Annotated in this window: 12 protein-coding genes and 1 tRNA gene; 4 read left to right on the forward strand and 9 right to left on the reverse strand. The window is 70.8% G+C overall.

Annotated elements, in window-relative coordinates:
• Nucleotides 1–46: 46 nt before the first annotated feature.
• The 8 genes from HCK04_RS33630 to ppsA all read right to left on the reverse strand — a co-directional run bounded on the left by HCK04_RS33630 (nucleotide 47) and on the right by ppsA (nucleotide 9118).
• The gene (locus HCK04_RS33630) at nucleotides 47–508 is read right to left on the reverse strand and encodes a hydrogenase maturation protease (protein ID WP_142651391.1); all 462 of its coding nucleotides are present in this window, start codon (nucleotides 506–508) and stop codon (nucleotides 47–49) included.
• Nucleotides 492–1781 carry a Ni/Fe hydrogenase subunit alpha gene (locus HCK04_RS33635; RefSeq protein WP_142651392.1) on the reverse strand — a complete coding sequence of 430 codons (1290 nt, stop codon included), beginning with the start codon at nucleotides 1779–1781 and terminating at the stop codon, nucleotides 492–494. The genes HCK04_RS33630 and HCK04_RS33635 overlap by 17 nt, the downstream gene beginning before the upstream one ends.
• The gene (locus tag HCK04_RS33640; protein WP_142651393.1) at nucleotides 1778–2638 is read right to left on the reverse strand and encodes an oxidoreductase; all 861 of its coding nucleotides are present in this window, start codon (nucleotides 2636–2638) and stop codon (nucleotides 1778–1780) included. Before HCK04_RS33640 ends, HCK04_RS33635 begins: the two co-directional genes overlap by 4 nt.
• Nucleotides 2638–3468: an FAD/NAD(P)-binding protein gene (locus tag HCK04_RS33645; RefSeq protein ID WP_240972060.1), complete on the reverse strand. Its 831-nt coding sequence runs from the start codon at nucleotides 3466–3468 to the stop codon at nucleotides 2638–2640. Before HCK04_RS33645 ends, HCK04_RS33640 begins: the two co-directional genes overlap by 1 nt.
• On the reverse strand, nucleotides 3465–4538 hold the full coding sequence (locus tag HCK04_RS33650) for a 4Fe-4S dicluster domain-containing protein (RefSeq protein ID WP_142651394.1): 1074 nt from the start codon (nucleotides 4536–4538) through the stop codon (nucleotides 3465–3467). Before HCK04_RS33650 ends, HCK04_RS33645 begins: the two co-directional genes overlap by 4 nt.
• A 52-nt stretch (nucleotides 4539–4590) precedes the next feature.
• The gene (locus HCK04_RS33655; protein ID WP_142651395.1) at nucleotides 4591–5478 is read right to left on the reverse strand and encodes a universal stress protein; all 888 of its coding nucleotides are present in this window, start codon (nucleotides 5476–5478) and stop codon (nucleotides 4591–4593) included.
• 84 nt (nucleotides 5479–5562) lie between these two features.
• Complete coding sequence (locus HCK04_RS33660) at nucleotides 5563–6543, reverse strand: ferritin family protein (RefSeq protein WP_205831033.1); 981 nt, start codon at nucleotides 6541–6543, stop codon at nucleotides 5563–5565.
• 142 nt (nucleotides 6544–6685) lie between these two features.
• Nucleotides 6686–9118, reverse strand: coding sequence for a phosphoenolpyruvate synthase (gene ppsA / locus HCK04_RS33665; RefSeq protein ID WP_142651396.1), 2433 nt, complete (start codon nucleotides 9116–9118; stop codon nucleotides 6686–6688).
• Nucleotides 9119–9308: 190 nt separating this feature from the next.
• Here ppsA and HCK04_RS33670 point away from each other — a divergent pair, with 190 nt between their 5' ends.
• The gene (locus tag HCK04_RS33670; protein ID WP_142651397.1) at nucleotides 9309–11690 is read left to right on the forward strand and encodes a glycosyl hydrolase family 65 protein; all 2382 of its coding nucleotides are present in this window, start codon (nucleotides 9309–9311) and stop codon (nucleotides 11688–11690) included.
• Between the two features lie 59 nt (nucleotides 11691–11749).
• On the opposite strand, the gene HCK04_RS33675 is transcribed toward HCK04_RS33670, so the two are convergent.
• Nucleotides 11750–12334 (reverse strand): TetR/AcrR family transcriptional regulator, encoded by a 585-nt coding sequence (locus tag HCK04_RS33675; RefSeq protein ID WP_312845785.1) that lies wholly within the window; start codon nucleotides 12332–12334, stop codon nucleotides 11750–11752.
• 262 nt (nucleotides 12335–12596) lie between these two features.
• Between HCK04_RS33675 and HCK04_RS33680 the strand changes: the two genes are divergently transcribed.
• From HCK04_RS33680 to HCK04_RS33690, 3 genes are all read left to right on the forward strand, one after another.
• Nucleotides 12597–13379 carry an SDR family oxidoreductase gene (locus HCK04_RS33680; RefSeq protein WP_142651399.1) on the forward strand — a complete coding sequence of 261 codons (783 nt, stop codon included), beginning with the start codon at nucleotides 12597–12599 and terminating at the stop codon, nucleotides 13377–13379.
• A gap of 408 nt (nucleotides 13380–13787) precedes the next feature.
• A tRNA-Ser gene (locus HCK04_RS33685) sits at nucleotides 13788–13858 on the forward strand.
• 105 nt (nucleotides 13859–13963) lie between these two features.
• Nucleotides 13964–15547: a TROVE domain-containing protein gene (locus tag HCK04_RS33690; protein WP_142651400.1), complete on the forward strand. Its 1584-nt coding sequence runs from the start codon at nucleotides 13964–13966 to the stop codon at nucleotides 15545–15547.
• The last annotated feature ends 23 nt before the right edge of the window (nucleotides 15548–15570 follow it).

The following is a 15570-nucleotide window of genomic DNA, read 5'->3' on the forward strand; positions in this document are numbered from 1 at the left end:
AGGGCCGAAAGACCGTGCCCGGCCGTCCGGGTCCAGGACCGGCGCGTCACGCGGATTCCTGCCGGAGTCTCTGTTCCAGCTCCCGCGCCAGGGCGTCGATCGCGGACAGCACCGGCGGCGTGATCGGCGCGCCGATCGTGAAGTCCGCACCTTCGATGCCGATGACGACGAGCCGGGCGGGCAGGCGGCCGAGCGCACGGCCGAGCTCTACGGCGTCGGCCAGGCCGAAGGAGTGGGAGCTGCCGTGCCAGGACGGCCCGCCCTCGACGCCGGCCGGTCGATGCACCGCACCCGGCGGCGCACCCGAGGAGACGGCGTCGATCACGACGGCCAGGCGGGCGCCGGTCCAGGCCTCGACAAGCTGCGCGGGGTCCGCGGCGCTCTCCACGAGCACGACGGACGGCGGGACCGAGCCGCGCAGCCGCCGTACGACCTCCAGACCGGCGGCGTCGTCGCCCCGGCCGTCGCCGCCGAGGCCGATCACCACGATGTCACCGGGCGTCGACATGGAGATCGAGGAAGTGCGCCGAACAGGAGATGCAGGGATCATGGTTGCGGATGGCCCGTTCGCACAGCGCGGCCAGCTCCTCTTCGGGCAGGTCGAGCCGGGGCTCGATCAGGTGCCGCAGATCCGCCTCGATGCGCGCCTGGTTCTGCGAGGTCGGGGGCACGATGTCGGCCTCGCGGATCACCCCGTCGGCGTCGATGCGATAGCGGTGATAGAGCGTGCCGCGCGGCGCTTCCGAGGCGCCGTGGCCGGTGGCCGCGCGGGGCTCCACCGGCACGTACGGCGCGCCGGGCTCGGCCAGGTCGTCGATGAGCCGCAGGGCCTCGTCGTAGGCGTGCACGATCTCCACCGCCCGCACGACGATGCTGCGGAACGGATTGCGGCAGACCGGCCCGAGGCCCGCCGCCGCGGCCGCCTCCCGCGCGAGCGGCGACAACTGGGCGGAGTTGAGGCTGTAGCGGGCCATCGGCCCGACGAGATAACCGGGGGAGCCGTCGAGCCGGGCGTGCAGCGCCGTCGAGTGCGGCACCTGCTCCTCGGTCACGTGCTCGGGCCAATCCCGTACGGCGAAGCTCCCGCCGTCGCTGGTCACCACATCCCCCGAGAGGATCGCGTACTCGCCGGGGTGACGCAGCGCCAGGAAGCGGTAGTCGTGTTCGACCTCGGGGAAGTCGAAGCCGGCGACCCAGGAGACGGTTTCGAGGGCGATGTCGCGGGCGCGGCGCAGCCGTTCGGCGACGGGGGCCAGTTCGCGGCGGGTGGGCACCCGATAGAAGCCGCCGACGCGGACGTTCACCGGGTGGATGGGCCTGCCGCCGACGGCCGCCACCAGGTCGTTGCCGGCCTTCTTCAGCGCCAGCCCCCGCTGGACCAGGTCGCGGTGGTCGGCCGCCATCGCGATGCCGCTGTCGTAGCCGAGGAAGTCGGGCGCGTGCAGCAGATACACGTGCAGCGTGTGCGACTCGATCCATTCGCCGTAGTACAGCAACAGCCGCAGGTCGCGCAGCGGGCCGGTGACCTCGACCCCGCAGGCGGCCTCGATGGCCTGGCATGCGCTCATCTGGTAGGCCACCGGGCAGATGCCGCAGATCCGGGCGGTGATGTCGGGCGGCTCGGTGTGGGACCGGCCGCGCAGCAGCGCCTCGAAGAACCTCGGCGGCTCGTAGATCCGCAGCTCCAGGTCCTCGATGCGCCCGTCGCGGGCGCGTACGAGCAGAGCGCCTTCCCCCTCCACCCGGGTCAGGCCCCCGACCTTGACCGTCTTGTGGGTCACCGGTCTTCTCCCGGTGTCTTCTCGTGGTCGCGCAGCTCCGGGTCGGCCTCCTCGGCCGCCTGCCGGAAGGGCTCCTCGGCGGCGTTGAAGGTCCGGTAGACCCGCACCAGCTCGGGCGTGCTCATGCCCAGCTCCCGCAACTGCCGGTTGAGGGCGCGCACGTTGGGGCTCTCCATGGGGCCGAAGCAGCCGTAGCACCCCCGGTTGAACGCCGGGCACAGCGCCCCGCACCCGGCCTGGGTGACCGGGCCGAGGCAGGGCGTGCCGTGGGCGACCATGACGCAGGCGTTGCCGCGGGCCTTGCACTCCACGCAGACGCTGTTGGGCGGCACGACCGGGCGCCGCCCGGCGAGGAACGCCGAGACGACCTCCAGCAGTTGCCGCCTGTCGATGGGGCAGCCGCGCAGCTCGAAGTCCACCGGCACATGGGCCGAGATCGGCGTCGAACGGTCCAGCGTCGCGATGTAGTCCGGCCGGGCGTACACGACCGACAGGAACTCCCGCACGTCGGCGAAGTCGCGCAGCGCCTGGATCCCCCCGGCCGTGGCACAGGCCCCGATGGTGACCAGGCGCTTCGACACCCGGCGCACGTGCCTGATCCGCTCCAGGTCGTCGGGCGTGGTGATCGACCCCTCCACCAGCGACAGGTCGTACGGGCCCGGGCCGGGAGCGCTGGACGCCTCCAGGAAGTAGGCGATCTCCACCCGGGCGGCCACCGACAGCAGCTCCTCCTCGCAGTCGAGCAGGGTGAGCTGGCACCCGTCGCACGAGGCGAACTTCCACACCGCCAGCCGCGGCCGCGCGCCACCCGGCCCGTCCGCCGATGACCGCCGGGATGCTCGTCTGGGCGCGCCCATCACAGCTCCTCCACGGCCAGCAGGCGCGCCGCCCGCTCGTAGCTCAGCACCGGGCCGTCCAGGCAGACGAACAGCGGGCCGAGCTGGCAGTGCCCGCACCAGCCGAGACCGCATTTCATGTTCCGCTCCAGCGACAGCTCCACCCGGCGAGCCGCCACCCCGCGCGCCACCAGGTCGCCGGCCGTGGCCCGCATCATCGTCTCCGGGCCGCACGCGAAGGCGTACGTGCGCCGCGGCTCGAAGACGATGCGGTCGAGGAGCCGGGTGACCAGGCCGACCGGCCCCTTCCAGGCGTGATCGGGGTGATCCACGGTCACCTGGACGTCGACGCCCTGGCCGTGCCAGCGCGCCAGCTCCCGCCCGTAGACGAGGGTCGAGGGCGTACGGGTGCCCGCGATCACGCTGATCCGCCCATACCGCGAGCGGTGGCGCACCAGCTCTCGCACCAAAGGCCGCAGCGGCGCCAGGCCCAGCCCGCCCGCGACGACGACCACGTCCATCCCCGCGGCGGCCGGGATGTCCCACCAGGTGCCGTACGGCCCGCGCACCCCGACGACGTCTCCGGGCCGCTTGCCGCACAACGCGCCGCTGACCGCGCCGACCGCGCGGATCGTGTGGACATATCCCCCCGAACGGGCCCGGCCGCTGATCGACATCGGGACCTCGCCGACCCCCGGGGCGTACAGCATGGTGAACTGCCCGGGCCGGCACGGCGGGCATTCGCCGTGCACGGGCACGAGCTGGAGCGTGACCGTGTCCACCCGGTCGGCCCGCCGCGAGCGCACCCGGTAGAGCTCCGGCGTCATCGGACGGCGCGTCTCGGCGGTCATGGCAGGTTGGCCAGTTCCTCGGTGACGTCGATCCCCACGGGACACCAGGTGATGCACCGGCCGCAGCCCACGCAGCCCGAGGTGCCGAACTGGTCGAACCAGGTGGAGAACTTGTGCGTCAGCCACTGCCGATAACGCGCGGCCCCCGACCCCCGCACCGGCGCGCCGCCGACCTCGGTGAACCCCAGCGTGAAGCAGGAGTCCCAGCGTTCGATCCGCTCGGCCGCCCCTTCGGAAAGATCGGTGCTGTCTTCCACCGTGGTGCAGAAGCAGGTGGGGCAGACCATGGTGCAGTTGGCGCAGGTGAGGCAGCGGGAGGCGACCTGCTGCCAGCGCGGCGAGTCGTGGGCGCCGGCCACCCGCTCCTTGATCCCCTCGGTGTCGACCCGCCGTCCCATGCGCTCGGCGGCCGTACGGGAGACCTCCTCGGCCGCGTCGAGATCGGCGTCCGCGGCCGGGACGCGGGGGAGCGCCCCGAGGATCTCCGCGCCGTACGCGCTGCCGGGCTCGGCCACGAACCGGTGCGGTCCGGCGAGCTCGGTCAGCGCCAGGTCATAGCCGGCGGTCGCCTTCGGGCCGGTGCCCATGGAGACGCAGAAGCACGTCCCTCCGGGCACGGCACAGTTCACCGCGACGACGAACAGCGCCTCCCGCCGCCTCCGATAGCCGGGGTCGGGATGCCTGCCCCCGAGGAACACCCGGTCCTGCACGGCCAGCGCGGCCAGGTCGCAGGCGCGTACGCCCAGCAGGGCGACGCGGGGCACCTCCGCCTCGGGCTCCTCGATGCTCTCGCCCCGCATGCGGAACAGGGTGCGGCTGGGCGGCTGCGTGTAGCGCTTGGCGGAGTCGGGACTCGCGGCGAAGCCGAACAGCATCTCGTCGTCGCCCTCGCGCAGCCGATAGCGGCCGGGCTCCTGCTCGTCTCCGCACCCCCTGGGCAGCTCGCTCTGGGAGGCGATCTCGCCCATCCGGATGACCTTGTCGCGAGCGGTCGGCGCCACCACGGCGAACCCCCGCGCCCGCAACTCGGCGATCAGCGGTTCCAGCGATCGAATGACGACGGTTTCCATGGGCGACCCTCCTTTGCCCCCAATGGGTGCCCTCGGACGCGTCTCCTCCACGCTACGCCGTCGGCGAGACATCTACGGAGCGTGGCCGGACCACGACCACGGGCGCGTACGCGTGGTGGATCACGGCGTGAGCGGTGGAGCCCAGGCCCAGCCAGGCGGACAATCCCGTACGGGCGCCGATGACGACCAGGTCGGTCTCCCTGGAGACGTCGATCAGGGCTTTGGCGGGGTGCTCCCGCACGACGTGTTCGGTGAGCGTCACGTCGGGGAAACGCTCCCGCCGTCCGGCGATGCTCTCCGCGAGCAGGCGCGCCTCCTCCGCCCCGATCGCGTCCACGTCGTAGACCGGCGGCAGCATGTCGCCCGGCTCCGTCGCGACCGGTTGCGTCCAGGCGTGTACGACACGCAGGCGGGCATGCCGCAGCGCGGCCTCGTGGTAGGCGAAGTCCAGGACGGGTTCCTGGTCGGGACGCCCGGTGACGCCGACCGCGATCTCCCCGCGGTCAGTGCCTTTCGGCTGCCTGACGACGGCCACGGGACAGGGGGCCTGGGCGGTGACGCAGCGGCTCACCGACCCCAGGAGCAGCTCGGCGAACCCGCCACGGCCGCGGCATCCCACGACGAGCAGCTGAGCCCCCTCCGCCGCCGCGATGAGCGCCTGCTCGGCTCCGCCGTCGACGATCTCGGCCGACACGGCCAGACGCGACCTGCCCGCCCGGGCGTGGATCATCGCCTGGTCGAGCACGGCTCGCGCGGCCGCCTCGGCGTCGGCTCTCCAGCGCGCCGGCTGCGGCACGAGCGGCACGTAGGAGGGCCAGCGCAGTGTCGCGTACACGAGGCGCAGCGGCGCGCCGCGCAGCTCGGCTTCCCGAGCGGCCCAGACGGCGGCCTGAAGCGAGGGCGTCGATCCGTCGACGCCGATGACGATCGGCTCTGCCATGGCGCCACCCCGTCCGACGATCGGCAGGTAGGGCTCTCACAGCGGTTGTGCCCGTCTTGCCCCTGAGTGGGGCACCGTGATCGGTCAGCTCGGTGTGGGGCACTGCTTGCCGAGCCTGGACACCGCGCGGGAGAAGGCCTGCGCGTGCTTCAGCTCGTCTTTGGCGGTGTCGCTGAGCACCTTCGCCGCTTCGGTGTCGCCGGCCGCCGAGGCGCGGCGGGCGTAGTCGGGGTACATCTGCGTCCCCTCGTGTGCCTCTCCCTTGATCGTCTCGCACAGGTTTGTTCCGGTGTCGCGGACCGCGCCGGCGAGGTTCGCCTGCTCGGCGAAGTGCTCGGTGCGCTCGACGGCGGCCGTCCGGTGGAACAGCGTGGCGAGCCGAGCTTGTCCGGTCTTCTGTGCCTTGTCGCCGTACAGGGTGTATTTGGCGTAGGCGAAGGCCTCGCCCTTCATCGCCGTACGCAGGTTGTCCAGCGTCCGGGATGAGGAGACCTTGGGCGGGCCGGCCTGGATCTTCACCGGCTTGGCCTGCACGTCGGTAGGGATCGTCGCCTCGGACGACCGGTCGGTCACGGCCCTTTCCGCCTGGAGGAACTTCTCGCGGTGATCGGCCTCGTCCTGGCCGATCTCGGAGAAGCGCTTGGCGGCCTCCTGATCGCCGTCCGCGGTGGCCTGCGCGGCGAACGCCTTGTACATCGTCGTCGCCTCATAGGCCTCGCCGCCTGCGCTGTCGCGGAGATTGGCCGCGTTGTCGCCGACCATGCCGATCAGCTTCGCCTGCTCGGTGAAGTGTTCCCGCAGTTCCGTGTCGGCGGTGCGCCGGTAGAGCGCCGCGACGCCGGGCAGGTTCTCCCGGTCCGCCTGCTTGGCATAGGCGCGGTAGGTCACGTGCGCCAGCGCCTCGCCCTGCATCGCGTTCGTGACGTTGGTACGCGTCGACGGGTCCAGATCGTCCCCGTGGGGAGCAACGGCCGCCGTCGCGCTCCCGGCCCCCGCCGTGAGAAAGGCGACGACTCCGGCAGTCGTGAGACAGGCTCTCCAGCAGACCAGACCTCGGGTTCTCATGCGCCCCCCTCGGTGTGCCTTCGCCCAGCCGCCGCCGTCGCGACGGCGTGCGGGACCCTCCTGACGGTGCTACCCCCGTGCACGAGCGGAACCTCGCAAAGCGCCCAGGGTTGGTCCGGATCCGGCAAAGGGCGACCGTGACTCAGGCCGGCGGCCACGACCGCGTTCCGCGGCCCGCCGAGGCGGGTTCCCGGCGCTCCTGTGCGTGTTCGGCCGCGGCGACGTTCTCCTTCACCGACAAGAAGCTGTCGGGTGCGACGGAGATCGAATCGATGCCCGCCTCGACCAGGAACCGGGCGAAGTCCGGGTCGTCGCTGGGACGTTGCCCGCAGAGCCCGACCTTGCGTCCTTTCGCGTGTGCCGCCGAGATCAGGTGCTCGATGCTGCGGGTGATGGCGGGATCGCGTTCGTCGAACAGATGCGCCAGCTCGGCGGAGTCCCGGTCGACCCCGAGGGTGAGCTGGGTGAGGTCGTTGCTGCCGATGGAGAACCCGTCGAAGCGGTCGGCGAACTCCTCCGCCAGGATGACGTTCGCCGGGATCTCGGCCATGACGTAGACCTCCAGGCCGTCTCGGCCCCGCCGCAGCTTCTCTTCGGCCATGACCCCCAGGACCCGGTCGGCCTCCTCGACCGTACGGCAGAACGGGATCATCACGATGACGTTGGTGAGCCCGATCCGCTCGCGCACCCTGCGGATGGCTTGGCATTCGAGGGCGAAGCCCTCCCGGTATCCCTCCTTGTAGTAGCGGCTGGCCCCGCGCCACCCGAGCATCGGGTTCTCCTCGTGGGGCTCGAACCGCCGCCCGCCGACGAGCCGGGCGTACTCGTTGGTCTTGAAGTCGCTCATCCGTACGATCACCGGGTCAGGCCAGCGGGAGGCGGCGATACGGGCGATGCCGTGGGCCAGCCTTTCGACGAAGTAGCCGGTCAGGTCGTCGTAGCCCCGGGTGAGCTCGGCGATCCTGCGGCGGTCGTCCTCGTCGGCACGCTCAGGGTGCACCAGGGCCATCGGGTGGATCTTGACGTGGTTGTTGACGATGAACTCCATCCGGGCCAGGCCGACGCCGTCGGCGGGCAGCCGCCACCAGCGGAAGGCCGCGGCGGGGTCGGCCAGGTTGAGCATGACCCTGGTCCTGGTCGCCGGGATGTCGTCCAGGCTGATCTCCTCGTCCTCGTAGTCGCGCAGGCCCGCGTAGACGAAGCCCTCGTCGCCCTGCGCGCAGGAGACGGTCACCGTCATGCCGTCGCGCAGACGAGCGGTCGCGTCGCCGGTGCCGATGATCGCGGGGACGCCGAGCTCCCGGCTGACGATGGCGGCGTGAGAGGTGCGGCCGCCGTGGTCGGTGACGATCGCCGCGGCCCGTTTCATGATCGGCTCCCAGTCGGGGTCGGTGATCTTCGTGACGAGCACCGATCCGTCCACGAAGCGGTCGATCTCCGCCGGGCTGCTCAGGTTGCACACCGGCCCTGCCGCTATCGCGTCTCCGACGGCCAGCCCCTTCACCAGCGGCTCGGCCGGTGGTCCACCGGCGTCGCGGATGCGGTACGTGCGCAGCAGCGACGCCTCCCGGCGCCGATGGACGGTCTCCGGGCGGGCCTGGACCAGGAAGATCTCGCCGGTCCTGCCGTCCTTGGCCCATTCCATGTCCATCGGGGTGCCGTAGTGGTCCTCCACCGCGACGGCCCACCGGGCCAGCAGCAGGATCTCCTCCTCGTCCAGCGCGTACCGGACCGCCTCGTCCTCGGACGTCTCGAGCTGGCGGGTTCCTCCCATCGCGTCGTAGACGACCTTGCGTTCCTTGCGGCCGCGGACCTTCGACACGATCGGGCACAGGCCGGGGTCGCCGAGCAGCGGCTTGAAGACCACATACTCGTCGGGATCCACCCTGCCGCCGACCACCGTCTCGCCGAGCCCCCAGGAGGCGTCGATCAGCACCGACCGGGGGAACCCGGTCTCGGTGTCGATCGAGAACATCACCCCGGCCGCGCCCAGGTCGGAGCGGACCATGCGCTGCACCCCGACCGACAGGGCGACGTCCAGGTGACCGAACCCGTGGTCCTCCCGGTAGCTGATCGCCCGGTCGGTGAACAGGGACGCGTAGCAGCGAAGACAGGCGCCGAGCAGCGCCGGCGCACCGCTGATGTTGAGAAAGCTCTCCAGTTGCCCGGCGAAACTGGCCTCCGGCAGGTCTTCCGCGGTCGCGCTGCTGCGGACCGCGACGTCCGGGTCGATGGTCGCCAGTCGATCGGCCAGCTCACCGTACGCCTGCTCGACGGCCTCGATGACCTCCGCAGGAAGCTCGGCCGCCAGGATCGCCTCCCGTATCGCACGGCCGACGTCCGGCAGGGCGGCCCCTCGGTGCAGGCGGCCGATCTCCTCCGCGATCACCTCGTCGAGCCCGTTCACCTCGATGAACCGGCGGTACGCCTCCGCGGTGAGGGCGAAGCCCTCCGGCACGCGAACCCCCGACCGGGCCAGGTTGCGCGTCAGTTCCCCCAGGCCCGCGTTCTTGCCGCCCACCAGGCCGACGTCCGTACGGCCCAGCTCGGCGAACCATCTGACCAACCGCGACATGGCTCACCTCGCCGAATGTCGACTACGACAGTCCTTCCCACCCTTCGCCTCGCGCGGCCGGGTGAGGTAGGGGACTTCGTCTCCCGCCTGCGGACGAACGTCCCGGCGCGCCCCCGCGTGGAATCACCACGCTCCGTGGGTACGGAGCCAGGGATCGGATCGACCGGGGCAGGTCCGAGGGGGAGCTGCGTTGAATCCGTGGTCGCTGACGTACGAGGGGTTCGATCCGGCTCACGAGGGGCTGCGCGAGGCGCTGTGCACGCTGGGCAACGGCCGATTCGCCACGCGAGGCGCGGCGCCCGAAGCCGAGGCCGACGCCGTCCACTACCCGGGGACGTACGTCGCCGGATGCTACGACCGGCTCACCTCGATCATCGCCGGCCACGAACTGACCCACGAGGACATGGTCAATCTGCCGAACTGGCTGCCGCTGACCTTCGCGACACCCGGCTCCGCGTGGTTCTCGCCCGGCACGGCCGACCTGCTCCGATATCGGCAGGAGCTGGACATGCGCCACGCCGTCCTGCACCGGCTGATTCGTTGGCGCGACCCCGAGGGCCGGATCACGTCGCTGCGGCAGCGCCGGCTGGTCTCCATGGCCGACCCCTGCCTGGCCGGCCTGGAGACGACCTTCACGGCCGAGAACTGGTCGGGTCCTCTCCGCGTACGCTCCGGCCTGGACGGGCGCGTGGCCAACAGGGGAGTGGCCCGCTACCGCGAACTCCGCGGCGACCATCTGACGCGGCACGCGACGGGGACCCGTGAGCCCCTGACATGGCTGCGCGCGCGGACCCGATCCTCCGGCATCGAGGTCGCCCTGGCCGCACGGGTCGGCACTTCTCCCGGCAGCGCGGATGAGCCCGAGATCGAGCGGCACGACGACCACATCGCGGAGACACGCGTGCTGCGGCTGGAACGCGGCCACCCGGTCACGGTCGTCAAGACGGTGGCGCTCACCACGTCGCGCGATCTCGCCGTCGCCGATGCCACCTCGGCCGCGCTGCGGCGGGCCGAACTCGCGCCGGGGTTCGGCGACCTGCTCGAACAGCACGAGATCGCCTGGCGTGACCTGTGGGAACGTGCCCGGCTGGACGTGCCGGGCCCACGCATCCAGCGGGACATCCGCCTGAACACCTTCCATCTGCTGCAGACCTTGTCACCGCACACCGCCGACCTCGACGTCGGCGTGCCCGCACGTGGCCTGCACGGCGAGGCGTACCGGGGACATGTGTTCTGGGACGAGCTGTTCGTGCTGCCCTGGCTGAGCCTGCGGTTCCCCGAGATCGCCCACGGGGTGCTTCGCTATCGCCTGCGGCGGCTCCCGGAGGCGCGGGCGGCCGCCCGCGCCGCGGGCCTGCGCGGAGCGATGTTCCCCTGGCAGAGCGGCAGCGACGGCCGCGATGAGACCCCGCGGCTCCATCTCAACCCCCGCTCCGGCCGATGGACACCCGACAACTCGCACCTGCAGCGGCACGTCGGGCTGGCCATCGCCTACAACGCCTGGCAGCACTACGCGATCACCGGCGACATGGAGTTCCTCGCCGGCACGGGCGTCCGCCTGCTGGTCGAGATCGCCCGCCTTTTCGCCTCGCTGGCGCGGCTCAACCCCGCGTCGGGCCGCTACGAGATCCAGGGCGTGATGGGGCCGGACGAATACCACGACGGCTACCCCGGCGCGGCGTCCCCAGGCCTGGACAACAACGCCTACACCAACATCATGACGGTGTGGCTGCTGCTGCGCGCTCGTCAGGCGCTCGCCCTGATCCCGCGGCGCGTACGGGAGGACCTGCGCCGCCGTCTCGGCCTGACGGACGCGGAGACCGAGCGCTGGGAGGAGATCACCCGGCGGATGCGCGTGGACTTCCACGACGGCGTCATCAGCCAGTTCACCGGCTACGAGCGCCTGGCGGAGCTGGACTGGGACCGCTACCGCGGCGTACGGCGGCTGGACCGGGCGCTGGAGGCCGAAAACGACAGTCCCAACCGCTATCGGGCGTCGAAGCAGGCCGACGTGCTCATGCTGTTCTACCTGCTCACGTCCCGTGAGGTGAGGCGGATCCTCGACCGGCTGGGCTACCCGGCGCCACCGGACCTGACCCTGCGCACCATCCGCTACTACCTCTCCCGCACCAGCCACGGCTCGACGCTGAGCGCGGTGGCGCACGCCCGGGTGCTGGCGCGATCGGACCGCATCGGCTCCTGGCGGTTCTTCACCGAGACGCTGACCGGCGACATCATCGACGTGCAGGGAGGGACCACCGCCGAGGGCGTCCACCTGGGCGCCATGGCCGGCACGCTGGACCTGGTCCAGCGCTGCTACCTCGACCTCGAAGCACAGGCCGACGGCCTGCACCTGAATCCGGCGCTCCCCGAACAGTTGACCACGCTGTCGTTGTGCCTGCGCTATCGAGGCGCGGAACTCACCATCGAGGCCGACCCCACCTGCGTACGGATCACCCGGGCCGATGACGGCCCCACCACCCTGGATTTCGTGGTGCTCGGCCACCACGCCCGCCTCCGGCGCGGCGACAGCCGCATCTTCCCGCTCGCGGAGCCGCGGCACGACGGCTGACCGGCCCGGCACGCGGACCCGGCCTCGTGATGTCAGGCCGAGGCAATGCGAGCCTCCGGTCAAGGACGAAGCGCCGCCAGTGTCATTTCCCCATATCGGCGCCAGACGCCGGGTTCGCGGTTCCCCAAACGATTCAGTTGAAGAACCGCGCCGCACACCAGGACCCGCACGTCCATGGCCGAAGTGTCGGGTCGCAATTTCCCCGACGGCTTGGCGGCGTCGATCAACTGACTTATGAGCTCGATCACCGGTGCCGGACCCACGACCGTCGCCTCGGACAATGCGTCGGCAAGAAGGCGATCGCCGGCCATCCACTCGAAGAGGTCGATGATATAGGCGGCGAACGCTTCGTACGCATCAGGCTCGGACAGCGCTGCCTGTGTCCGGCTTTCCAGCAAGTGGAACTGATGCCGGGCTACCGCATTGATCAGCGCTTCTTTTGTTGGGTAATTCCGATATATCGTTGCTTTCGTCACTCCGGCGCGCTCGGCCACCTGCGTCATACTCGCGTGCAGTCCATTCTCCGAGAACACCTCATGAGCGGCCGCAACAACCTTGTCATGATTACGGCGGGCGTCTGCGCGTTGCCTTGGTCGCATCGGCGAGGAACTCCGCGACTCAGGAGGGCTCGCTGGATCATGCATACGCCCACTCTCCCACGGGGCCGGCGCCCCTCCGCCAGGAGCCGGCTCGGGTCGCCGGGGCCCGACGAGGGGGTGCGGCGCTGTCGTGCTCTGCCGGTGGTCCGGAGGTTGAGCTAAACGAACCCTGCGGTACGGTTAGCGGGCCGACCGGCGGCGACCTGCGTTCCGACCATGGTCGCGAGAGGTAATCCACCAGCGCACGACCGGGAGCGTTCAGTTCCATGAGCGCACGCGGTCCAGCCGAAAAGCAGAGGAGCCCACGTTGGATCTGCATCTGACCGGACGCACGGCCGTTGTCACCGGCGCGTCCCGGGGTATCGGTGCGGCGATCGCCGAGGTCCTGGCGGAGGAGCGATGCGACCTGCATCTCGCTGCCCGCAGCGGGCCGGTCCTCGAAGAGACGGCCGAACGCCTTCGCTCGGCTCACCACATCAAGGTGAACACCCATGTCGTGGATCTCAGAGATCCCAAAGATCTGGTCGCACTGGCGGCGAGCACCGCGGACGCGGACATCCTGGTCAACAATGCCGGGGACATCCGGGGCGGCACGATCGACACCATCGACGAGGAGACATGGCGCCAGGGGTGGGACCTCAAGGTCTACGGCTACGTCAATTTGACGCGTCTTCTGTATGCGCAGATGAAGCGGCGTGGCAAGGGCGTCGTCGTCAATATCATCGGCAACGCGGGAGAACGGGTCGACAGCCGATATCTGGCCGGTAGCACGGGGAACGCCGCACTGATGGCATTCTCCCGGGCTCTCGGAGGAAACAGCCTGGCCGACGGCATCCGAGTGGTAGGAGTGAATCCAGGCCCGGTGGCCACGGAAAGAATGGTCACACATTTGAAGAACGCCGCTCTGTCCAGCCTGGCGGACGAGAGCCGATATGCCGAACTCACGGCCCATTATCCCCTCGGCAGGCCGGCGGAACCACGCGAGATCGCCGACCTGGTCGCGTTTCTCGCCTCGGACCGATCCGGCTACACGAGCGGGGCCGTCTTCACGGTGGACGGAGGCGCCTCGTCTTCCACGTCGCTCTATTGAGGTCATAGCCCCGGCACACGCCCGCCCGGCATCACCGTAGACGGCACGACCCATCAGTACATACCGCCGATAACGGGAATTTTCCGGTCAAAGGGGGCGAGAAATCCGGACAATGCTTCCCGGATGCGCGGGTTCACATGGAAAAAAATCAGAAGCGGCGCGGCGCGGGAGAAGGCTAGGCTTCCTGGTGTTCCAGGTGCGAAGGCCCCGGCTACTTCTTCGGGTGAAACCATGCCGGAGCCGTCCCCGGACCTCTGGAACGCACAACTTGATATGCACCTCCCGGTGCGCCGACAGCGGTTACTTCGAGGTTCGACTCCTTGCAGCCCCACCCATGGGGCTGTCGCCCATCCGGTGGGCGTCTCCGCCGTCACCCTTGATCTCGGGAGGACCCCGGCTCCAGACCATGCCCGGTGCGCAGGCGAGGCCTACTTCCACTGTTGATGGGGCGGTCGCTGGTTCGAGTCCAGCCGGAGGCTTCGATCTCCGTAGCTCAGATGGCAGAGCACCACATGGCTTCGCCGACGTGATCTCGGGCATGGTCTGGCGCGGGCTCCTCCCCATCGCGGAAGGGGCCCGCTTTCATGTCCAAGTTCAACCGCGGCACCACCCACGTCGCGACCACCAGCCCGGTCACCACCGAGGCGAGGCCGACCGGCCATACGCACGAGGGCGCCCCCGGCTACATCCGCGACCCCAGGTCGGAGCTGTTCCTGCTCGCGGTCTCCAACATGGTCGGCGAGGACACCTTCTATGAGAAGGCCGGCGACCGCGACGAGCGCTTCCGCGCCCTCGTCCACCAGGTGGCCGTCGAGGACGGGGACTGGCTGGCCCGCTTCCTGCCGTGGCTGCGCGGCGAGGCGAACATGCGGTCCGCGCCGATCGTGGCCGCACTGGAGGCCGTACGGGCCCGCCTGTCGGCCGGCCTGCACGGAGGCAACCGCGAGCTGGTCGCCTCCGTGCTGCAACGTGCCGACGAGCCGGGCGAGGCACTCGCGTACTGGACATCGCGGTACGGCCGGGCCATCCCCAAGCCGGTGAAGCGCGGCGTCGCCGACGCCGTCCAGCGGCTCTACACGGAGCGGTCCCTGGCGAAGTACGACAGCGACGCCCGCGCGTTCCGCTTCGGCGACGTCATCGAGCTCGTCCACCCCACCCCGGCCGCCGACAAGCTGCTGTGGCAGGGCGACCTGTTCGCCCACGCGCTCGACCGGCGTCACGGCCGGGACAAACCGATCCCGCAGTCGCTGCGCATGCTGCGCGACCGGGCCGAGCTGCTCGCCATCCCGGCCGGGGAGCGGCGCTCCGCGCTGGCCGACCCGAGCCGCCTGGCCGCCGCGGGCATCACCTGGGAGGCGCTCGCCGGCTGGCTGCAGAGCCCGATGGACGCCCAGGCGTGGGAGTCGGTCATTCCCTCCATGGGATACATGGCGCTGCTCCGGAACCTGCGCAACTTCGACGAGGCAGGTGTGGGTGACGAGCTCGCGGACCGGATCATCGCCAAGCTGACCGACCCGGAGGAGGTCACGCGGTCGCGGCAGCTGCCGTTCCGCTTCTACGCGGCGTACCGGTCGGCGCCCTCCTCGCGGTGGACCCGGGCGCTGGACACGGCGCTGACCCTGGCGACCCGGAACGTCCCCTCGTTCCGGGGGCGGACGCTCGTGCTCGTCGACACCTCGTCGTCGATGACGTCCGGCGCGGTCTCCGCGCGGTCGGCGGTCACGCCGGTCCAGGCCGCCGCGCTGTTCGGCGTCACCCTGGCGACGCGCGGCGACCAGGTCGACCTGGTGGGCTTCGCCGACGGCACGTTCCGGCACAAGATCCGGCCGGGAGCGTCGGTGCTGCGCGAGGTCGAGCGCTTCTGCGGGCGGATCGGCGAGGTCGGCCACGGCACGCAGATCGCCGACGCCGTGCACAGGTCCTGGAAGGGGCACGACCGGGTGGTGATCCTGTCGGACATGCAGACCATGACGGGCTACTACGCGAAGGGGGTCACGACCGCGGTCCCGGCGAGCGTGCCGGTGTACGGGTTCAACCTCGTCGGATACAGGACGGCCGCGATGCCGACCGGCTCGGCCAACCGCCATGAGTTCGGCGGGTTCTCCGACGCGTGCTTCCGGCTGATCCCGCTGCTGGAGGCGGGCCGCGACGCCGGCTGGCCGTTCTAGCGACGGGACCGCCTCGCCTGGCA

Origin of the sequence: Microbispora sp. CL1-1, from assembly GCF_012034195.1 — a bacterium.
In the GTDB taxonomy this organism is placed as follows: Bacteria; Actinomycetota; Actinomycetes; order Streptosporangiales; family Streptosporangiaceae; genus Microbispora.

What these genes read in the sequence shown, in the direction of transcription:
- HCK04_RS33630 (WP_142651391.1), bottom strand. Translation starts at nt 508, where the DNA reads ATGTCGACGCCCGGTGACATCGTGGTGATCGGCCTCGGCGGCGACGGC.
- HCK04_RS33640 (WP_142651393.1), bottom strand. Translation starts at nt 2,638, where the DNA reads ATGGGCGCGCCCAGACGAGCATCCCGGCGGTCATCGGCGGACGGGCCG.
- HCK04_RS33645 (WP_240972060.1), bottom strand. Translation starts at nt 3,468, where the DNA reads ATGACCGCCGAGACGCGCCGTCCGATGACGCCGGAGCTCTACCGGGTG.
- HCK04_RS33650 (WP_142651394.1), bottom strand. Translation starts at nt 4,538, where the DNA reads ATGGAAACCGTCGTCATTCGATCGCTGGAACCGCTGATCGCCGAGTTG.
- HCK04_RS33655 (WP_142651395.1), bottom strand. Translation starts at nt 5,478, where the DNA reads ATGGCAGAGCCGATCGTCATCGGCGTCGACGGATCGACGCCCTCGCTT.
- HCK04_RS33660 (WP_205831033.1), bottom strand. Translation starts at nt 6,543, where the DNA reads ATGAGAACCCGAGGTCTGGTCTGCTGGAGAGCCTGTCTCACGACTGCC.
- ppsA (WP_142651396.1), bottom strand. Translation starts at nt 9,118, where the DNA reads ATGTCGCGGTTGGTCAGATGGTTCGCCGAGCTGGGCCGTACGGACGTC.
- HCK04_RS33675 (WP_312845785.1), bottom strand. Translation starts at nt 12,334, where the DNA reads ATGCATGATCCAGCGAGCCCTCCTGAGTCGCGGAGTTCCTCGCCGATG.
- HCK04_RS33690 (WP_142651400.1), top strand. Translation starts at nt 13,964, where the DNA reads ATGTCCAAGTTCAACCGCGGCACCACCCACGTCGCGACCACCAGCCCG.